Source organism: Aeromicrobium endophyticum (assembly GCF_003586285.1).
Taxonomy (GTDB): Bacteria; Actinomycetota; Actinomycetes; order Propionibacteriales; family Nocardioidaceae; genus Aeromicrobium; species Aeromicrobium endophyticum.
This window is the reverse complement of sequence record NZ_QUBR01000002.1, coordinates 929494-948802: the sequence shown is the minus strand read 5'-3', so window position 1 is coordinate 948802 and position 19309 is coordinate 929494. Positions and strand designations below refer to the sequence as shown.

The window sequence follows — 19309 nt, the reverse complement described above, 5'->3', positions numbered from 1 at the left end:
TGAGCCGCACGTGCCTCGTCCGGGTCCCAGCTCCACGGGACCCACGCCACGCGGGTGAGTGTCAGGGGGCTGTACATGTTCACTGCAGCCTGTCCAGGTGCCGGTGGTCAGATGTTCGCCGCCAGCCGGCGGCACAGCGCCTCGACTGCGCGCGTTGCCGCGTCGTCGCGGTTGCCGACGGCGTACTCGCGAGGCTCGCCCTCGGTGAACGAGAACGTCCAGGTCTGGCGAGGCGCCGCATAGTTCGACGACTCATCGGAACCCTCGATCTTCAGCGCGAGGACACAGACATCGTCCAGTCGCGAGACCTTAACCGTCACGATGGGCTCACGCTGGTAGACCGTCTCCTTGCCGGTCTTGTTGCCGGTCCACAGGTGGTCGTCCTGACGCTGTGCCTCGGCGGTGACGTCGATCAGGTGCTGCGCGGTCGCGAGGGTGCAGGTCCAGGTGGTCTTCCCCGAGCGGTGGTCGTGGTCGACCTGGGACCATCCGACGTCGAAGGCAGCCGGCAGGCGCAGGCCCGCGAGCGCATCCACAACCGGCTGTGGCGGGTACCGCACCACCTGGGACTCAATGTGGGCGAGGTTCTCGAATAGCCACTGGCGGACTTCCAAGTCCGGGTTCAGGTCCGAGTCTGCCAACGGGGTCGGATCTGCCTGCGCGATCACGGGTGCTACTTCTTGCGCCGGTTGTACGGCGACTGGTTGGTGGGCTTCAGCGACACGTCATGCTTCGACGCCTGTGACCGCACCGCGTCCTCGGTGCGACCGAGCTTGAGCCCGATGACGCGCGTCGGGGTGTTCTCGCCCGCGAGGCGCTTCAGGTCCTTCTTGTCCTGGGCCGACCAGGACTTACCGCTGTTCCGATTCGACTGAGTCATGGTTGTTACCTCCTGGACTCCAGTGTGGACGGCACCACCGACAACCGACGTACTGACGCCCGCAACGAGACCTACATCGAGACCCACATCGAGGCGCATCGTGTCCGCATGAGATACCTACGCGGGGCGTTTCACCGGACAGGTCAATGGCGCAGTACGTCTGTCGGCAGTGCAACGGAGTTCCCCTGCGCTGCTGGTTACACACTGGTTACACTAACCAACGAAAAACGGCGGCTGACGCTGGAAGACGTCGAAAGACGTTTCCGCAGGTCAGCCGCCGTTTTCGGCAACTATCGACAGAGGCTGAAAAGCCTCCGATTAGATGTCGTAGTACAGCTCGAACTCGTGCGGGTGCGGCCGCAGCTGCACCGGCAGGATCTCCTCGGTGCGCTTGTAGTCGATCCACGTCTCGATCAGGTCGGGCGTGAACACGTCACCGGCGGTGAGGAACTCGTGGTCGGCCTCGAGGGAGTCGAGGACGGCGTTGAGCGAGGTCGGCACCATGTTGATGGCGTCGTACTCCTCCGGCGGCAGCTCGTAGATGTTCTTGTCGATCGGAGCAGCCGGCTCGATCTTGTTCTTGATGCCGTCGAGGCCGGCCATCAGCAGCGCCGAGAAGGCGAGGTACGGGTTGGCCGACGGGTCGGGGCAGCGGAACTCGATGCGCTTGGCCTTCGGGTTCGAGCCCGTGATCGGGATGCGGACGCACGCCGAGCGGTTGCGCGCCGAGTAGACCAGCGCGATGGGGGCCTCGAAGCCCGGCACCAGGCGACGGTACGAGTTGACCGACGGGTTGGTGAACGCGAGCAGCGACGGCGCGTGCTTCAGGATGCCGCCGATGTAGTGACGCGCGAGGTCCGACAGTCCGCCGTAGCCCGACTCGTCGTAGAACAGCGGCTTGCCGTCGTTCCAGATCGACTGGTGCACGTGCATGCCCGAGCCGTTGTCGCCGAAGATCGGCTTCGGCATGAACGTGACGGTCTTGTCGTTGGCCCATGCCGTGTTGCGGACGATGTACTTGAACTTCATGACGTCGTCGGCCGCCTTGAGCAGCGTGTCGAACTTGTAGTTGATCTCGGCCTGACCCGACGTGCCGACCTCGTGGTGACCGCGCTCGAGCACCAGACCGGCATTCGTCAGGTTGGTCATCATGTCGTTGCGCAGGTCGGCGGTCTTGTCGGTCGGCGCGACGGGGAAGTAGCCACCCTTGTAGCGCACCTGGTAGCCGCGGTTGTCGTCGATGCTGTCGCCGGTGGACCAGGCGGCCTCGGACGACTGGATCTCGTAGAACGACTTGTTGGCGGCCGTGCCGTAGTTGACCCGGTCGAAGATGTAGAACTCGGCCTCGGGGGCGAAGAAAGCGGTGTCGCCGATGCCCGTGGTGGCGAGGTAGGCCTCGGCCTTGCGAGCGATGTTGCGCGGGTCGCGCGAGTAGGCCTCGCCCGTGATCGGGTCGTGGACGAAGAAGTCCATCGCGATGGTCTTGCGGGCCTTGAACGGGTCGACGTAGGCCGTCTTGATGTCGGGGAACAGCACCATGTCGGACTGGTCGATGGTCTGGAAGCCGCGGATCGACGAACCGTCGAACGCCACGCCGCTCTCGACCATGTCGGCGTCGAACGTCGACGCCGGAAGCGTGACCTGCTGCTGGATGCCCGGCAGGTCGGTGAAGCGGACGTCGAGGTACTCGACGCCCTCGTCCTTGATGAACTTGAACAGCTCGTCGGCATTGCCGAACATGTGGCCTCCTAGACCGCGGCTGGCGGCCTTTCGTTGTCGAACCGGCAGGAAAGTGCGTCACTGCACCGTATCGTCACGGTAGGAGCGGGCAGTTTCCCGTCGGAGTCGGCATTGTTTCGAACGTGTTACAAGTGCCCGTCCGGCCAGAGGTGGCGGGCTGTCGGTAGGGTCGCAGGGTGGAGATCCCCTCGCTGATGCGTCGCCTCGGAGCCCTGCTGATCGACTGGATCATCGCCGCGTTCAGCGCCGTGACGCTCGCCGGCGTGCGCTACCCGCCGGCACCGCTCGACGAGGACCCCAGCCAGACGTTCATCATCATCGGCTTCTTCGTGCTCGAGGTCGGTCTGCTGACGGGCCTGGTCGGCTGCTCGATCGGCAAGCGCCTGCTGGGCATGCGCATCGAGAACCCCGACGGACGTCCGATCGGCGTGCCGCGCGCGATCCTGCGCACGCTGCTGCTGTGCCTGGTGCTGCCGGCGATCGTGATGACCGACGACAAGCGCGGCATCCACGACCTCGCGGCCGGCTCCCGCGTCGTCAAGGCCTGACGGCCCCTAGGGAGGCCGCTTGCGGCCGACCGTGAGCGGAGCGAAGGGGCCTGATGCAAGCCGGATCGCTCACCACGCCTCGCGCACTGGCGGCTTCGCCGCGAGACGCTCACGGTCGCTCCGCCCCCTGGCGCGCGGCCGACGTGACGCCGCAGGCGGCGTCGGTCAGCCGCGCATCGCCTTGCGGTTGCCCTTCATGCTGGTGGGCACGGGGCCCCGCGGCATGGGGGCGGCGGGACGCATCGCGTCGAGCGCCTTGAGCTTGTAGACCAGGTCGGTCATCTGCGCCGGCTTGATCTTCTTGGGCAGCTTGTTGATGTGCTTGACGAGCTTGGTCAGCGGCACCTGGCCGTCGTCCTTGCCGACGATGATGCCCGTGACCGGCACGCTCTCGCCGCCCACGCGGGCGTGCTTCTTGACCTCGGAGGCCAGCAGGCCGCGCACGGCGTTGGGGTTGCCCTCGCCGACCAGCACGATGCCGGGACGACCGACGACGCGGTGCACGACGTCCTGGTTCTTGTTGAACGACACGGCCGGCTTGACCTCCCAGCCACGGCGCAGCATCTGCAGCGCTCCCGCGGCCGCGCCACGCTGGCCCTCGACCTGGGCGTAGGCCGCCTTCTCGGCGCGGCGGCCGAAGACGATCAGCACACCCAGGATGCCCGTGAGCAGCGCGAACACGATGGTGATCGTCAGCCCGATCCAGCCGTGGCCGAACAGCAGGTAGCCGAGCGCCCCGAACACCCCTCCCACGACGAGGAAGGTCAGCAGCAGGATCAGACCGATGTTGCGGTCGCTGCGCTTGGTGATCTGGTACGCCTGGCGCATCTGGCCGAGGCGCCCCTTGGCGGGGGCGGGGACGGGGTTGGACATGTGGTGCAGTCTACGGCGCGGTGGGTGCTGCGCCCATGCCGCGTCCCGATGCGATGGCCTGCTGGTAGAGCGATCCGGCGCGGTAGGACGAGCGGACGAGGGGTCCGGACATGACGCCGGCGAAGCCGATCTCGTCGGCCTCGGCCTTGAGCTCGACGAACTCCTCGGGCTTGACCCAGCGCTCGACGGGGTGGTGACGCACCGACGGACGCAGGTACTGCGTGATCGTGATGAGGTCGCAGCCCGCCTCGTGCAGGTCGACCAGTGCTTGGCTGACCTCTTCGCGGGTCTCGCCCATGCCGAGGATGAGGTTGGACTTGGTGACCAGGCCGAAGTCGCGGGCCTGGGTGATGACGTCCAGCGACCGCTCGTAGCGGAACGCGGGACGGATGCGCTTGAAGATGCGCGGGACGGTCTCGACGTTGTGCGCCAGCACCTCGGGACGCGACTCGAACACCTGGGTCAGCAGCTCGGGGACGCCGTTGAAGTCGGGGATCAGGTTCTCCACGCCCGTACCCGGGTTCAGCTCGTGGATCTTGCGGACCGTCTCGGCGTACAGCCAGGCGCCACCGTCGGGCACGTCGTCGCGCGCGACACCGGTGATGGTGGCGTAGCGCAGCTCCATCTTCTGCACGGACTCGGCGACGCGGCGGGGCTCGTCGCGATCGATCGGGTCGGGCTTGCCGGTGTCGATCTGGCAGAAGTCGCAGCGGCGCGTGCACTGCTCGCCGCCGATGAGGAAGGTGGCCTCGCGGTCCTCCCAGCACTCGAAGATGTTGGGGCAGCCCGCCTCCTGACACACCGTGTGCAGGCCCTCGCCCTTCACGAGCTTCATCAGCTCGTTGTACTCAGGACCCATCTTCGCGCGGGTCTTGATCCAGGCGGGCTTCTTCTCGATCGGGGTCTCGGCGTTGCGGACTTCGAGCCGAAGCATCTTGCGTCCCTCAGGTGCGATGGTCACGCACTCCAGAGTACGCCTGTCCGAAACGTGACCTAGGCTCGGTCGCGTGCTCGACCTGGACCGCCGCTGGACGCGCCCTCGGCCGACCCCTGCGCAGGTGCGGGCGGACGTCGTGGGCGGCGTGCTGGGAGCCCTGCTCTCGGTCGCGTCGGTCGAGGTGTGGAGCAGCGGCACGGCCACCGAGCTCCGCAACCCGCTGCTGGTGCACGCGCTGTTCGCGCTCGCGGGACTGTTGTTCGCGGCTCGGCGCGCCTTTCCGCTGACGACGCTGCTGGCCGAGTCGGTGATCTTCATCGTGGTCGGCGAGCACCAGGCCCAGCTCGGGGTCATCTTCACGATCCAGATCATCTTGTTCGTCTCGCTGTACTCGGCCTGGGCGTGGTCGCGTCGACCCCGTCGGCTGCTGCTGACCAGCGTCGTGGTGACCGTGACGATGTTCGGCTGGCTCGTCTGGCAGTTCGTGCGCGACGCCCCGCCGCCGGCCCCACAGGTCGGGCTCCTGCCGCGGTACGAGGCACTGATCGTCTACTCGCTGACGATCAACGTCATCTACTTCTTCGGTGCCATGGCGTGGGGGCACGGTGCCTGGCGCAGCGCCCGTCAGCAGGCCGAGATCGTCGACCGCATCGCTGCCGAGCGGCAGGCGCAGGAGCGCGACCGCCAGGGTGCCGTGCAGGCCGAGCGGGTGCGCATCGCCCGCGACCTCCACGACGTCGTCGCCCACCACGTGAGCGGCATCGGTGTGCAGGCGGCGGGCGCGGGCCGGGTCATCGACGCTCGGCCCGAGCTGGCCCGCGAGGCGCTGAGCGTCATCGAGACGTCGTCGCGCCAGGCCGTCCACCAGATGCACGAGCTCGTGGGGCTGCTGCGCGAGGACGACGACCGCGGCACGCGGGTGCCGCAGCCCGGGCTGGCCGACATCGCCGCCCTCGCGGCGCCCGACGACCGCCCGTCCGTCGCCTTCCGGCAGGTGGGCGAGCCGTTCGGGGTGCCGCCGACGGTGGGGGTGTCGATGTTCCGCATCGCCCAAGAGGCCGTCTCCAACACCCGGCGGCACGCCGGGGCCTGCACCGCCGAGGTCGTGCTGCGATTCGTCGCGGCCACCGAGCACCAGCCGGCCGCCGTCGAGGTCGAGGTCATCGACGACGGCGGGGCGGGCACCGAGTCGCCGGCGTCGACGGGCGGCTTCGGCCTGACGGGCATCCGCGAGCGTGCCGCGATGCACGGGGGCGAGTCCGAGATCGGCCCGAGGCCCGACGGCGGCTTCCGCGTGCGCGTCCGGGTACCGGTGGCGACATGACCGAGCCTCGCACGACGGGCGACGATGCAGTGGTGAAGGTCCTGGTCGCCGACGACCAGGCGCTGGTGCGCACGGGCTTCGCCATGATCCTGAGCGCCGAGACCGACCTCGCGGTGGTCGGCGAGGCCGACGACGGCGATGTCGCCGTGCGGCAGGCGGTCGAGCTGCGGCCCGACGTCGTCCTGATGGACGTCCAGATGCCCCGCATGGACGGCATCGAGGCCACGCGGCAGGTCATCGAGGCCGTGCCCGGCTGCAAGGTGCTCATCCTGACCACCTTCGACGACGACGACTACCTGTTCGCGGCGCTGCAGGCCGGGGCCAGCGGGTTCATGCTCAAGAACTGCCCGCCAGCCGATCTGGTCGCCGCCATCCGGGTCGTGGCGCAGGGGCACTCGCTGCTGGCTCCGGAGGTGACGCAGCGCGTGATCGCCCGCTCCACCGGACGCCAGCGAGCCCAGAGCGCGCCGGGCCTGGCCGAGCTGACCGAGCGCGAGGAGGACGTCCTGGTGGCGATGGGCCGCGGGCTCAGCAACGGCGAGATCGCGCGGCAGCTGTTCGTGAGCGAGGCGACGGTCAAGTCGCACGTCTCGCGGGTGCTCGCCAAGCTCGCGGTGCGTGACCGCGTGCAGGCGGTGATCGTGGCCCACGAGTCGGGGCTCATGGACGAGCGCGACAGCGGCTGACCGTCCGCCGAAAGAATGAGCGCGGTTCATCCTCGCGGCCGATGTGGTGCGGCGGCAGGCCTCCTAGCGTGGAGGCATGTTGGACATCTCCTCACTCAGCAGGTCGTACGACGGCACGCTCGTCGTGGACGACGTCACGTTCAGGGTCACCCCCGGCCGCATGACGGGCTTCGTCGGCGCCAACGGCGCCGGCAAGACCACCACGATGCGCATGATCCTCGGCGTCCTGGCCCCGACGTCCGGGCAGGTGCTCTGGAACGGCAGCCCGATCACCACCGGTCAGCGCCGACGCATCGGCTACATGCCCGAGGAGCGCGGCCTGTACCCGCGCATGCGGGTCAGCGACCAGCTGGTCTTCCTGGCCCGCCTGCACGGCGTCGACCGCGCCGAGGCAGCCCGCCGGGCCCGTGAGCTGCTCGACCACTTCGACCTCGGCGACCGGGCCGACGACGTGCTCGACACCCTCTCGCTGGGCAACCAGCAGCGCGTGCAGATCGCGGCGTCGTTGATCCACCGGCCCGACGCCCTGGTGCTCGACGAGCCGTTCAGCGGCCTCGACCCGGTCGCCGTCGACGCGATGGCGTCGCTGCTGGCCAAGGAGGCCGGCGACAAGCCGCTGCTGTTCTCCAGCCACCAGCTCGACCTGGTCGAGCGTCTGTGCGACGACCTGGTCATCCTGTCGCACGGCAAGGTCGTCGCTGCCGGCTCGGTCGACGAGCTGCGCGGCACCGGACCCGACCGGTATCGGGTCCGCCTCGACGGCAGCGACGCCGCGTGGATCCGGGGGCTGCGCGGCATCGAGGTCAAGGACGTCGACGGCGGCACCGCCCTGGTCGACCTCGACGGCATCACCCCGTCCGAGCTGCTCTCCCAGCTCGTGGCGAAGGAGCCCGTGGCCGAGTTCACCCGCGTCCGTCAGCCCCTGTCCGCCATCTTCCGGGAGGTCAACCGATGAGCACGGCAACCACGTCCGACCCCACGTCCACCTCGACCACCGAGGAGGTGCGCGGCGCGTGGCGCGTCGTCGCCGAGCGCGAGATCAGCACCCGCGTGCGCGAGAAGTCGTACGTCTACAGCGCGGTCATCATGATCCTCGGCGTCGTCGCCACCGTCGTGCTCACCTCGATCCTGGGCGGACGCCCCACCGACTACAAGGTCGCCGTGACCGACGACGCATCCGCCGCTGTCGTGTCGGCCGCGTCGACCGTGGTCGATCGGACGGACGACGGCTCGACCGCCAGGCCCCAGCAGGTCGCCTCCGCGGCGGCGGCCGAGAAGGCCGTTCGCGACGGCGACGCCGATGCCGCGCTGATCGCGACCGACGACGGGTACGAGATGGTCGGCAAGGAGGAGATCGACTCCACGCTGTCGACCGCCCTGACCACGGCCGGCTCGACCGCCGCGCTGACGGCCAACGCCGATCGTCAGGGCGTCGACCTCGCAGAGCTGCAGAAGGGCTCGGCGGTGTCAGAACGGCTGCTCGACCCTGCCGACGGCGACGCCGGCGCACGACAGCTGGCGGCCTACGTGTTCCTGATCCTCTTCTACATCACGGCCATCACGTTCGGCATGTCGATCGCGCAGAGCGTCGTGCAGGAGAAGGAGAGCCGCGTCGTCGAGATCCTCGCCGCAGCGGTGCCCATCCGCGCGATGCTGTGGGGCAAGATCGCCGGCAACACGCTGCTCGCCTTCGCGCAGATCCTGCTGCTCGCGATCGCCGGCATCGCCTCGCTCGCCGCGACGGGGGAGACCGGGCTGCTGACGGCCCTCGGCCCAGCGGTCGGGATGTACGTCGTGTTCTTCGTGCTGGGCTTCGTGGCTCTTGCGGGCCTGTGGGCCGTCGCCGGCTCGCTGGCATCCCGGCAGGAAGACCTGCAGTCGACCACGATGCCCGGACAGGTGCTGCTGTTCGCGCCCTACATCATCGCGTTCTCGGCGGGAGCCGGCGTCAAGACGGTCGTCTCGATGCTGCCGATCATGTCGGCGATGCTGATGCCCTCGCGGATGGCCGAGGGAGGCGTCCCCGTCTGGCAGATCGCGGTCGCGGTCGTCGTCAACGTCCTCGGCGCGATCGGCATCGTGCGCCTGGCGGCCCGGCTCTACGAGAGGACGCTGATGCGCACCGAGCGCAAGATCGGCTTCGGCGAGGCCCTGCGTCTCAGCGAGTGACGGTGGTCAGCGGCTGAGAGGCAGCACCGCGACGCTGGGCCCGGTCTCGACCTTCTCGGCGAGATCGGGCGCCGGCGTGTACGGAGCCCAGGTCAGCAGCTCGCGCAGGTGGGGAGCGATCGCCACGGCCGTCTCGCGGACCGTCACGTCGCGGCCCAGCTCGGCCGACAGCGAGGTGACCCCGGCGTCGGCGATGCCGCACGGCACGAAGCGCTCGTAGTACGACAGGTCGACGTCGGCGTTGAGCGAGAAGCCGTGCATCGTGACCCCGCGCGCCACGCGGATGCCGATCGCGCCGACCTTGCGCTCGGCGCGGGTCGCGGTGGCGCCCAGCCACACGCCCGAGCGTCCGGGCACGCGCCCCGTCATGACGCCGAGATCGGCCGCTGCGCGGATCATGGCCTCCTCGACCCGCCGCACGAAGTCGACCACCAGCACGTGCGACGGCAGCTTCGTGATGGGGTAGCCGACCAGCTGGCCCGGCCCGTGGAAGGTGATCTTGCCGCCGCGGTCGACGTCGACCACGGGCGTGCCGTCGAAGGGCCGCTCGAACGGCTCGGTGCGCCGTCCGGCGGTGTAGACGGGCGGATGCTCCAGGAACATCGCGGTGTCGCCGATCTGGTCGGCGACCCGCTGGGCGTGCAGCTCGCGCTGCAGGTCCCAGGCCGCGACGAAGTCGATCGCAGATGAGCCGTACCAGTCGTCGATGATCTCAAGCGTCACGTCGTCCAGCCTATCCCCGTGCCGCGCGGGGACCCTGTGGACGGCCGGAGGTGCGATGCGTCCGACGACGCCACAGTGGTGCCATGGACTGGTTGTGGGTGCTCATCGTCGCGGTACGTGCGGTGTCGCCGGCACCGGACGACCAGTGGGCCGTGCGGCTCGCCGAGCTCGACCACGTCCGCGAGCGGGCCTACGCCGCGTCCGATCCGTCGATGCTCGACGAGGTCTACGTCGACGGCAGCCGGGCGCAGCGAGCGGACGTCCGACTCATCGAGGACTACCGCCGTCGCGACGGTCGCGTCGTGGGTGCCGAGCTGCGGGTGCTCAGCTGCCGCCTGCTGAGGCAGGGGAGCGGCCGCGCACGTCTCGAGGTCGTCGACCAGCTCGGCCCCGCTCGGGTCGAGTGGGGCGACGGCACGTCGACACCGCTGCCGCGCGACCGGCCCACCCGGCGCCACGTCACGCTCGAGCGTGACGACGACGGCCGGTGGCGCATCGCCGCGGCACGTCAGGTCGAGGTCGGGTCGTGACCAGCTACGACAGGGCGGAGTCGAGCACCGAGCGCAGGTCGGGATCGGCGAACGTGAAGCCGGCCGCCGTCAGGGCATCGGGCTTCACCCTCAGCGAGCCGAGCAGGTCGTCGGAGATGCCTCCGAGCACGGCCTTGACGGCGAAGCCGGGCACCGCGAGGAACGTGGGACGGTGCACGGCCTTGCCCAGCGCCTCGGTGTACTGGGCGTTGGTCGCATCGGCCGGGCCGGCGAAGTTGAACGGGCCGCTGGCGGCGTCGTTCTCGAGCAGGAACTCGATGCCGCGCACCCAGTCGTGCCGCGAGATGAGCGACATGTACTGACGGCCCGACCCCAGCTTCGCACCGCCGCCGAGCTTCCAGGCCGGGAGCATCAGCTTGAGGACGCCGCCGTCCTTGTCGAGCACGAGCGACGTGCGCACGAAGCACGTGCGGGCGCCGGCCTCGACGGCCGGCGAGGCCGCAGCCTCCCATGCCTGCGACACCTCGGCGAGGAACCCGGAGCCGGCGCTGCTGGCCTCGGTGAGCTGCTCGTCGCCTCGGTCGGTGCCGTACCACGACATGCCCGACCCCGAGATGAACACGGTCGGCGTCGACGACGCCGCGACGGCCTTGGCCAGCGTGGAGGTGGCGGCCAGACGTGACGAGCGGATCTCGTCCTTCGTCCTGGCCGTGCGGGGCCACTTGGAGATGGGGGCGCCCGTCAGGTTGACGACGGCGTCAGCACGATCGATCAGCTGCTGGTCGACCGTGCCGGCGTAGGGATCCCACAGCGACGCGTCGTCACCCGGCCCGCCCGAGCGGACGAGCCGGGTCACCTGGTGCCCGCGGGCACGCAGGTGGGTGGTCAGGGCCGTTCCGAGGAACCCGGAGGCTCCGCCCACCACGACGTGCATGACTCAGGACCCGAGCTCTGCCTCGAACGACCCTGCTTCGAGCCGCTGCTTGACCGCCGTCAGGAACCGGCCGGCATCGGCACCGTCCACGATGCGGTGATCGTAGGTCAGCGCCAGGTAGGCCATGCTGCGCACCGAGATGCTGTCGTTGCCGTGCGCGTCGGTGACGACCACGGGCCGCTTGACGACGGCACCGACACCCAGGATCGCGACCTGCGGCTGGTTGATGATCGGCGTGTCGAACAGTGCGCCGTTGCTGCCCAGGTTGGTGATCGAGAACGTGCCGCCCGACAGCTCGTCCGGCGTGATCTTGTTGGTGCGCGTGCGCTCTGCGACATCGGCGATCTTGCGGGCGAGGCCCGCGATCGACAGGTCGCCGGCGTCCCGGATGGTCGGCGCCAGCAGCCCACGCTCGGTGTCGACCGCGATCGACAGGTGCTCGCCGTCGGGGTACGTGACGGTGCCGGCCTCGAGATCGAGCGCCGAGTTGAGCTGCGGGTATGCCTTGAGGCCCTCGATGGCCGCCTTGGCGAAGAACGGCAGGAACGTCAGCTTGACGCCCTCGCGCTCGCCGAAGGCGGTCTTGTGCTTGGCCCGCAGGCGAGCCACCTCGGTGACGTCGACCTCGTGGACCTGCGTCAGCTGCGCCGACGTCTGCAGCGACTCGACCATGCGCGAGGCGATGACCTTGCGCAGGCGCGAGAGCTTCTCGGTCTTGCCGCGCAGCGCCGAGGGCTCGGCGGCCGGTGCGGCAGCGGCGGCGGGCGCCGGTGCAGCCGCCGGGGTCTCCTCGGCGGGCTTGGCGGCCGCGTCGAGGACGTCCTGCTTGCGGATGCGTCCGCCGACACCGGTGCCCGTGAGGGACGCGAGGTCGACGCCGTGCTGCTTGGCCAGCTTGCGGACGATCGGCGTCACGTAGGAGTCGCCGCCACCGGTGCTGTCGCTGGCGGCCGGGGGAGCAGGTGCGGGCTCGGGGGAGCCCTGCGTCTCGGGCTGGGCCGGCACCGGCTCGGGCGCCTTCTGCGGCTCCGGTTCGGGCGCCTTCTGCGGCTCCGGCTCGGGCTCGGGCTCGGGAGCTTTCTCGGGCTCCGGCTCGGGCTCGGGGGTCTTCTCCGGCTCCGGTGCCGACTCGGGCTCGCTGGCCGCGGGGGCGTCGCCCTCGGCGCCGATGACGGCCAGGACGGCTCCGACCTCGACGGTCTCGTCCTCGTCGGCACGGATCTCGAGCAGCTTGCCCGCGACGGGGGAGGGGATCTCGGTGTCGACCTTGTCGGTCGAGATCTCGAGCAGCGGCTCGTCGACGGCGACGTCGTCACCGACCTGCTTGAGCCACTGGGTCACGGTGCCCTCGGTGACGCTCTCGCCGAGGGCGGGCAGCGTCACCTCGGTGCCGCCACCGGAGGCCGGTGCCGTCTCGGCCTGGGGAGCAGCAGCCGTCTCAGCGGCGTCGTGCTGCTCCTGCGCGCTGCCCTCGGGCTGGTTGGAGCGCTCCTCGGCGACCGGCTCGGGCTCCGGCTCGTCGCCCGACGCCTGCTGGCCGTCGTCGCCCGACTTCTCCTCGACGAGGTTCTCGTCGGACACCGGCGCGGTGGCCGAGTCGTCGGTGGTCTCGCCCTCTTCGCCGACCACGGCGAGGACGGCGCCGACCTCGACGGTCTCGTCCTCCTCGGCCTTGATCTCGAGCAGCACGCCGGCCACGGGGGACGGGATCTCGGTGTCGACCTTGTCGGTCGAGATCTCGAGCAGCGGCTCGTCGACGGCGACGGTGTCGCCGACCTGCTTGAGCCATTGGGTGACGGTGCCCTCGGTGACGCTTTCGCCGAGAGCAGGAAGGGTGACTTCAGTGGCCATGGTGTGTCTCCGGATCAGGCGTGCGAGTGGAGGGGCTTGCCGGCGAGTGCCAGGGCGGCTTCACCGAGTGCTTCGTTCTGGGTGGGGTGCGCGTGGATGAACTGCGCGACGTCCTCGGGGTAGGCCTCCCAGTTCACCATGAGGGATGCCTCGCCGACCTGCTCGCCGAAGCGGGAGCCGAGCATGTGGACACCCACGATGGGGCCGTCCTTCTCGCGGACGAGCTTGACGGTGCCGGCGGTGCCGAGGATCTGGCTCTTGCCGTTGCCGCCGAGGTTGTACTCGACGATCTCGACCTGGTCGTCGCCGTACTTCTCCTTGGCCTGCGGCTCGGTGATGCCGACCGAGGCGATCTCGGGCTCGCAGTACGTGACGCGCGGGATGCCGGAGTCGACGACGACCTGCGGCTCGAGGCCGGCGATCTCCTCGGCGACGAAGATGCCGTGCGCGAAGCCGCGGTGGGCCAGCTGCAGGCCGGGGACCAGGTCGCCGACGGCGAAGATGCCCTTGACGTTGGTGGCCAGGCGCTCGTTGGTCGGCACCCAGCCGCGATCGACGGTGACACCGGCCTCTTCATAGCCCATGCCCGCGGAGTTCGGGCCGCGGCCGACGGCCACGAGCACCAGGTCGGTCTCGATCGTGTCGCCGTTCTCGAGGGTGACGGTGACGCCCGTGTCGGTCTGCTTGACGGAGTCGAACTTGACGCCGGTCTTGAAGTTGATCTTGCGCTTGCGGAACGCACGCTCCAGGCCCTTGCTGAGGGCCGGGTCCTCGAGCGGGACCAGCGTGGGCAGGCCCTCGATGATCGTGACGTCGGCGCCGAAGGACTTCCAGACGGACGCGAACTCGACGCCGATGACGCTGCCGCCGATGATGACGACCTTCTCGGGGACCTCGGTCATCGACAGCGCCTCGGTGGACGTGATGACGCGGCCGCCGATCTCCAGGCCCAGCGTGCGCGAGACCGAGCCGGTCGCCAGCACGACGTTGGTGCCGGTGTACTTCTCGCCGTTGACCTCGACGGTGCCGCCGCCGTTGGGGTCGGTCGAGACGAGCTTGCCCTCGCCCTCCACGACCGTGATGCCGCCGGACTTGATGAGTCCCTGCAGGCCCTTGTACAGGCGGTCGATGACGCCGTCCTTGTACTTGTTGACCTGCGTCATGTCGATGCCGTCGAACGTCGACTTGATGCCGAACGTCTCGCCCTCGCGGGCCAGGTCGGCGACCTCGGCCGAGTGCAGCAGGGCCTTGGTGGGGATGCAGCCCCAGTGCAGGCAGGTGCCGCCGAGCTTGGACTTCTCGATCAGCGCGACCGTCTTGCCGAGCTGGACGGCGCGGAGCGCGCAGGCGTAGCCGCCGCTTCCGCCGCCGAGAATCACGATGTCAAAGGTGTTGCCGGCGCCGTCCGCCACGGTGTCCTCCCAGAGAAGTGTGTGCCGCTTCATCTTGTCACTCAGCCCAACCGGGCTGCCACCGGGGTGAGTCGGTCTCGACACCCGATCGGGCACACTGGTGCCATGGGAATCTTCGGAGGCCGGAAGGCCAGGACCGACGGCGGCGCCGTCGTGTCCGACCGCGGCTCCAGCAAGGCCGACCTCGACGCGTTGCGGCAGTTCGCCGAGACGCGGCAGGGCGTCGAGGCCTGGATCGAGCCCCAGACGTCCGTCACCCACACGACGCTGCTGCTGGTGGCGCACGACGGCGAGTCGCTGCGGCGCCGCGTCTCGTCGGCGCAGGCGGGGCACGACTTCGCCCGCAAGAAGCTCAAGATCCCGGTGTACGACTCCAACCTCGTGCCGATCGCCGCCCGCAAGCGAGACTACGACCTGCGCAAGGCCAAGGCCGCACCGTCGTCACGTCCGCGCACGTCGGCGCCGGCCGCTGCCGAGCCCGTCCGTCGATCGCCGCGCGAGATGCAGGCGATCATGACGCTCGAGTCGATCGCCGGCACCGATCCGCTGCCCGACGACGCGACGTTCGACCAGCTGATGAAGGTCTACAAGAAGGCCCGCTCGCAGGCGCACCCCGACCGTCTGGGTGGCGCCCGCGAGAAGTGGGACACCGTCGAGGACGCCGCCCGCGCCCTCGGCCTGCCCGACTGAATCGCCACCGCCGCCCCTTGAGCCACCGACGCCCCTTGAGCTTGTCAAAAGGGCGTTTCGACCAGCTCAACGGGCTGGGTCAGTGCCAGCCGAGCTCGTCGATGCCGCCGGGCACGTCGGCCCGCGCGTCGTAGGGCGTGCGGGTGAACACGAAGCTGGCCAGCACCAGGCGCACCGGCGTGCCGCCGGCGTCCCGCTCCACCCGCAGGGGCTCGCCGCGGTAGTAGCCGTCGCGCCCGACCCATCCGTCCCCGTCGCGCGCGAACCGGGCACCGCGGCCCTGGCCGGGCTCGCCGAGACGCAGACCGCCGTCGGCCTCGAGGGCGAGGGTCGACGCGTACGTGCCCCAGAACCACGGCCCGGCGAGGTCGAGTGCGTCGGCGTGGTGGGCGTCCGCGTGCCACGGCGTCGGGGGAGTGGGCTCGGCGTCGCAGAAGAGGGTGAGCAGATCGATGGCTACGGTGCCGAGGCCGCTGGTCGCATTGGCCATGACGACGACACCGTCGCCGGTCGTGGTGTCGACGCGCAGGTTGGCGAGGAAGCCCGGCATCGAGCCGCCGTGCCCGGCGAAGCGCCGCCCGCCGACGTTCCAGGTCTGCCAGCCGAGGGCGTGCGCGCCGGTCCAGGCGGCGCCCGGCACGTCGTTGACGGCCACGGGTCGCAGCATCTCGGCCAGCGAGTCGGTCGACAGCACTCCCTCGACCCGTCCGCCGAGGAAGGCTGCCCACCGGGCCAGGTCGTCGGTCGTCGACCAGAGCTGACCGGCGGGTGCCATCGAGACGTGGTCGTGCTCGGGCTCGACGTGCAGGAGGTCGGCCAGCGGGTGCACCGCGAGCCCCGGTGCCGACGGCCCGACCGGACGGCGGGTGGTGCGGGTCATGCCGAGCGGGTCGAGGATGCCGTGCTGGACGGCCTCGTGCCACGGCGCCCCGCGCAGACGGGCGATCAGCTCGCCGAGCACGCCGTAGCCGGCGTTGGAGTAGTGGAAGGTCGTGCCGGGCGTGAACCGCAGTGCCACGCCGGACGCCAGCAGGCCGGCCCAGTCGTCGCCCGGGGTGCGCTCCCACCACGGGCCGTCGGTCTCGGCCTGCAGGCCCGACGTGTGGCTCAGCAGCTGGGCGATCGTGACGTGCCCGAACGGCACCTCGGGCAGGTGCACGCCAATCGTGTCGGCCAGGTCGAGGCGCCCCTCGTCGCGCAGGCGGACGACCTCGACCGCGACGAACGTCTTGGAGATCGAGCCGATGCGGTACTGCGTGTCGGCGGTGGGTGTCGCGCCGGCGCTGCGCCCGTCGAGCGTGCCGGCCGCGCCGGTCCACACCGTCCGGCCGCCTCGGACAACCGCCGCGACGACCGACGGCAGGCGCTGCCGCGACTGCTCGGTCGCGAGGCGGTGGTCGAGGGCTCGCGTGGTCGAGGCCTCGAGCGTCATCGCGACGCGGCCAGCTCCGCCGCGAGCTTCACGAGCGTGCGGACGCCCGTGCCCGTCCCACCGGTCGGCGTGTAGTCGGAGGCCGATCCCTCGTTGAACGACGGCCCGGCGATGTCGAGGTGCGCCCAGGGCACGTCGCCGACGAACTCGCGCAGGAACGCCGCGGCGAACAGGGCGCCGCCGTACGGCTTCGGGTTGTGCTGGCGCAGGTCGGCAATGCTCGACGAGGTGACGGTGCCCTTCATCTCCTCGGTGATCGGCAGCCGCCACATCGGCTCGCCGGCCCGCTCGGACGCGGCCAGCACGGTGTCGGCGAGGCCGTCGTCGTTGCCCATCACACCGGTGGTGTACGAGCCGAGCGCCACGACGCAGGCGCCGGTGAGGGTCGCGACGTCGATGATCTGGTCGGGCTCGGACTCCGCGGCGAGCGCCAGCCCGTCGGCCAGCACCAGGCGTCCCTCGGCATCGGTGTTGTGCACCTCGACCGTGGCGCCGCTGCGCATGTGCAGGACGTCGCCGGGACGCGTGGCCCGGCCGCTGGGCATGTTCTCGGCGAGGCACGCGTAGGCCGACACGCGCACGGGCAGGCCCAGCTGCGCGATCGCGACCGTAGCGGCGACGACGGCGGCCGCGCCGGCCATGTCGAGCTTCATGGTCTGCATCGACGCGCCGGGCTTGATCGACAGGCCGCCCGAGTCGAACGTGATGCCCTTGCCGACCAGGGCCAGGTGGGCCACGGCGCCGGCCGGCTCGTACGACAGGGTCACGAGGCGCGGCGGGCTGTCGGAGCCCTGGCCGACGCCGAGGATGCCACCGCACCGCTCCTTGGCCAGCCGCTTCTCGTCCCAGACCGAGATCTTGAGCGCATCGGCCCCCGAGGCGCCGACGTAGGCGGAGATGGCCTCGACGAGATCGACCGGACGCTTGTCGCCGGGCGGGGTGTTGACCCAGTCGCGGGCCGTGTTGACCGCAGCCGCGACGGTCGCCGCGCGCTCGGCGGCCTTGGTCGCGGTCGTCTGGCGCGCGAACGGCGTCAGGATCGTCGCGCTCGTCAGCTCGACCGCCTTGGCGCCCTTGGCGTCGTTCTTGGACTTGTAGGCGTCGTAGCGGTACGTGCCGAGACCGACGCCCTCGGCGATGGCCTCGACCTCGTCGACGCCGGCAGGGTGCAGGGCGATCGCGACGCTGGACGCGTGGGTGGCTGCCCGCACGCCCCGGGCGGCGGCGCGACGGAGGTCCTCGGCCGTGGGCTCGGCCGGCAGGGCGACCGCCACGACGACGGGGGCCTTGATGAGGCCGCCGGACGGGAAGCGGACGGTCTGTCCCTTCTCGCCCGAGAAGCCCAGCAGGGTCAGTGTGTCTGCGAGGTCCCCCTTGTCGTCGTCGCTGCGAATCCCGAGGATCAGGACGTCGGCGCTGGCGGTGGTCGGCTTGGACGTGCTCAGGGTGACGGACGGCATGGCTGCCACTCTAAGGTCGCCACCGCGAGGCGCGGAACCGTCCCCTAGGTTGAGGACCATGGATCTGCTTCACTCACCGCTGCACGACCGTCACGTGGTGCTCGGCGCCAAGCTCGCAGAGTTCGGGGGCTGGGAGATGCCTCTCGAGTACGCCGGGGGTGGCGTGCTCGCCGAGCACAAGGCCGTCCGCGAGGGTGTCGGCCTGTTCGACGTCAGCCACCTGGGCAAGGCGCTCGTGCGGGGCACCGGCGCCGCCGCCTTCGTCAACGCGTGCCTGACCAACGACCTGGGGCGCATCCAGCCCGGCAAGGCCCAGTACACGCTGTGCTGCGACGACGACGGCGGCACGGTCGACGACCTGATCGCCTACCTGCGCAGCGACTTCGAGGTCTTCCTGATCCCCAACGCGGCCAACACCGCGGCGGTCGTGGCGAGGCTGCGTGCCGCCGCGCCCGACGGCATCGAGGTGCTCGACCAGCACCGGGACCACGCCGTGCTCGCGATCCAGGGCCCCTTCAGCGACGAGGTCCTCCAGGCGCTCGACCTGCCGGTCGACCACGAGTACATGTCGTTCGCCGACGCGACGGTCGCCGGCGCTCCCGTCACGGTGTGCCGCACGGGCTACACGGGGGAGCGGGGCTACGAGCTGGTCGTGCCCCAGGCCGCTGCCCTCGACGTCTGGGACGCCGTGCTGGCGGCCGGCGAGCCGTTCGGCATCCGTCCGTGCGGGCTCGGTGCTCGCGACACGCTGCGCACCGAGATGGGCTACCCGCTGCACGGCCACGAGCTGTCGGCCGAGATCAGCCCCGTCATGGCCCGGGCCGGGTGGGCCGTCGGCTGGAGCAAGCCCGCCTTCTGGGGCAAGGACGCCCTCGAGACGCAGCGGGCCGAGAAGACCGTGCGCACGCTGCGCGGACTGGTCGCTCAGGGACGCGGCATCCCGCGTCCGGGCATGTCGGTGCTCGCCGACGGCGGCGAGGCGCTCGGTGAGATCACGTCGGGCACGTTCTCGCCGACGATGCGCCAGGGCATCGCGCTTGCGCTCCTCGACCGGTCGGTCGAGGATGGCGCCACCGTAGTCGTCGACGTCCGCGGCCGGTCCGAGGCGTTCACGGTGACCAAGCCCCCGTTCGTGCAGCCGTCGACGAAGGAGTCGTGA

At 70.4% G+C, this 19309-nt stretch carries 19 protein-coding genes; 8 read left to right on the top strand and 11 right to left on the bottom strand.

The features are described 5' to 3' along the window. Positions 1–107: 107 nt before the first annotated feature. The 3 genes from DX116_RS15145 to glnA all read right to left on the bottom strand — a co-directional run bounded on the left by DX116_RS15145 (position 108) and on the right by glnA (position 2620). Positions 108–668 carry a hypothetical protein gene (locus DX116_RS15145; RefSeq protein ID WP_147393681.1) on the bottom strand — a complete coding sequence of 187 codons (561 nt, stop codon included), beginning with the start codon at positions 666–668 and terminating at the stop codon, positions 108–110. Between the two features lie 5 nt (positions 669–673). Then, positions 674–880, bottom strand: a complete 207-nt coding sequence (locus DX116_RS15140) for a hypothetical protein (RefSeq protein ID WP_119705059.1) — start codon at positions 878–880, stop codon at positions 674–676. Positions 881–1198: 318 nt separating this feature from the next. Continuing rightward, positions 1199–2620: a type I glutamate--ammonia ligase gene (gene glnA, locus DX116_RS15135; RefSeq protein ID WP_056609447.1), complete on the bottom strand. Its 1422-nt coding sequence runs from the start codon at positions 2618–2620 to the stop codon at positions 1199–1201. Between the two features lie 176 nt (positions 2621–2796). Between glnA and DX116_RS15130 the strand changes: the two genes are divergently transcribed. Continuing rightward, on the top strand, positions 2797–3168 hold the full coding sequence (locus DX116_RS15130) for an RDD family protein (RefSeq protein WP_119705058.1): 372 nt from the start codon (positions 2797–2799) through the stop codon (positions 3166–3168). Positions 3169–3333: 165 nt separating this feature from the next. On the opposite strand, the gene DX116_RS15125 is transcribed toward DX116_RS15130, so the two are convergent. Next, the gene (locus DX116_RS15125; RefSeq protein WP_119705057.1) at positions 3334–4041 is read right to left on the bottom strand and encodes a DUF4191 domain-containing protein; all 708 of its coding nucleotides are present in this window, start codon (positions 4039–4041) and stop codon (positions 3334–3336) included. Positions 4042–4051: 10 nt separating this feature from the next. Beyond that, positions 4052–4975, bottom strand: coding sequence for a lipoyl synthase (gene lipA / locus DX116_RS15120; RefSeq protein ID WP_199716145.1), 924 nt, complete (start codon positions 4973–4975; stop codon positions 4052–4054). Between the two features lie 73 nt (positions 4976–5048). On the opposite strand from lipA, the gene DX116_RS15115 reads away from it, so the two are divergent. The 4 genes from DX116_RS15115 (at position 5049) to DX116_RS15100 (ending at position 9157) form a co-directional block, all read left to right on the top strand. Beyond that, the gene (locus DX116_RS15115; RefSeq protein ID WP_119705055.1) at positions 5049–6302 is read left to right on the top strand and encodes a sensor histidine kinase; all 1254 of its coding nucleotides are present in this window, start codon (positions 5049–5051) and stop codon (positions 6300–6302) included. After that, the gene (locus tag DX116_RS15110; RefSeq protein ID WP_119705054.1) at positions 6299–6988 is read left to right on the top strand and encodes a response regulator transcription factor; all 690 of its coding nucleotides are present in this window, start codon (positions 6299–6301) and stop codon (positions 6986–6988) included. The genes DX116_RS15115 and DX116_RS15110 overlap by 4 nt, the downstream gene beginning before the upstream one ends. A gap of 76 nt (positions 6989–7064) precedes the next feature. Further along, complete coding sequence (locus DX116_RS15105; RefSeq protein ID WP_119705053.1) at positions 7065–7943, top strand: ABC transporter ATP-binding protein; 879 nt, start codon at positions 7065–7067, stop codon at positions 7941–7943. Then, the gene (locus tag DX116_RS15100; RefSeq protein WP_119705052.1) at positions 7940–9157 is read left to right on the top strand and encodes an ABC transporter permease; all 1218 of its coding nucleotides are present in this window, start codon (positions 7940–7942) and stop codon (positions 9155–9157) included. The genes DX116_RS15105 and DX116_RS15100 overlap by 4 nt, the downstream gene beginning before the upstream one ends. Before the next feature lie 6 nt (positions 9158–9163). Here DX116_RS15100 and lipB read toward each other — a convergent pair whose 3' ends face one another. Continuing rightward, a complete protein-coding gene (lipB, locus tag DX116_RS15095; RefSeq protein WP_119705051.1) occupies positions 9164–9880 on the bottom strand; it encodes a lipoyl(octanoyl) transferase LipB in 717 nt (238 codons plus the stop codon). Positions 9881–9963: 83 nt separating this feature from the next. On the opposite strand from lipB, the gene DX116_RS15090 reads away from it, so the two are divergent. Then, positions 9964–10410, top strand: a complete 447-nt coding sequence (locus DX116_RS15090; RefSeq protein WP_119705050.1) for a hypothetical protein — start codon at positions 9964–9966, stop codon at positions 10408–10410. 4 nt (positions 10411–10414) lie between these two features. On the opposite strand, the gene DX116_RS15085 is transcribed toward DX116_RS15090, so the two are convergent. Genes DX116_RS15085 through lpdA form a run of 3 tightly spaced genes read right to left on the bottom strand, consistent with a single transcriptional unit; the run spans position 10415 to position 14601 of the window. Further along, complete coding sequence (locus DX116_RS15085; protein WP_119705049.1) at positions 10415–11305, bottom strand: TIGR01777 family oxidoreductase; 891 nt, start codon at positions 11303–11305, stop codon at positions 10415–10417. A gap of 3 nt (positions 11306–11308) precedes the next feature. Then, positions 11309–13156: a 2-oxoglutarate dehydrogenase, E2 component, dihydrolipoamide succinyltransferase gene (sucB, locus tag DX116_RS15080; protein WP_119705048.1), complete on the bottom strand. Its 1848-nt coding sequence runs from the start codon at positions 13154–13156 to the stop codon at positions 11309–11311. Positions 13157–13170: 14 nt separating this feature from the next. Beyond that, positions 13171–14601 (bottom strand): dihydrolipoyl dehydrogenase, encoded by a 1431-nt coding sequence (gene lpdA / locus DX116_RS15075; RefSeq protein ID WP_119705047.1) that lies wholly within the window; start codon positions 14599–14601, stop codon positions 13171–13173. 72 nt (positions 14602–14673) lie between these two features. Between lpdA and DX116_RS20160 the strand changes: the two genes are divergently transcribed. Continuing rightward, positions 14674–15258 carry a hypothetical protein gene (locus tag DX116_RS20160; protein ID WP_199716091.1) on the top strand — a complete coding sequence of 195 codons (585 nt, stop codon included), beginning with the start codon at positions 14674–14676 and terminating at the stop codon, positions 15256–15258. Positions 15259–15337: 79 nt separating this feature from the next. On the opposite strand, the gene DX116_RS15065 is transcribed toward DX116_RS20160, so the two are convergent. After that, positions 15338–16690 (bottom strand): serine hydrolase domain-containing protein, encoded by a 1353-nt coding sequence (locus DX116_RS15065; RefSeq protein ID WP_119705046.1) that lies wholly within the window; start codon positions 16688–16690, stop codon positions 15338–15340. Beyond that, on the bottom strand, positions 16687–18150 hold the full coding sequence (locus tag DX116_RS15060) for a leucyl aminopeptidase (RefSeq protein WP_119705045.1): 1464 nt from the start codon (positions 18148–18150) through the stop codon (positions 16687–16689). The genes DX116_RS15065 and DX116_RS15060 overlap by 4 nt, the downstream gene beginning before the upstream one ends. 58 nt (positions 18151–18208) lie before the next feature. On the opposite strand from DX116_RS15060, the gene gcvT reads away from it, so the two are divergent. Beyond that, complete coding sequence (gcvT, locus tag DX116_RS15055; RefSeq protein WP_233556811.1) at positions 18209–19309, top strand: glycine cleavage system aminomethyltransferase GcvT; 1101 nt, start codon at positions 18209–18211, stop codon at positions 19307–19309.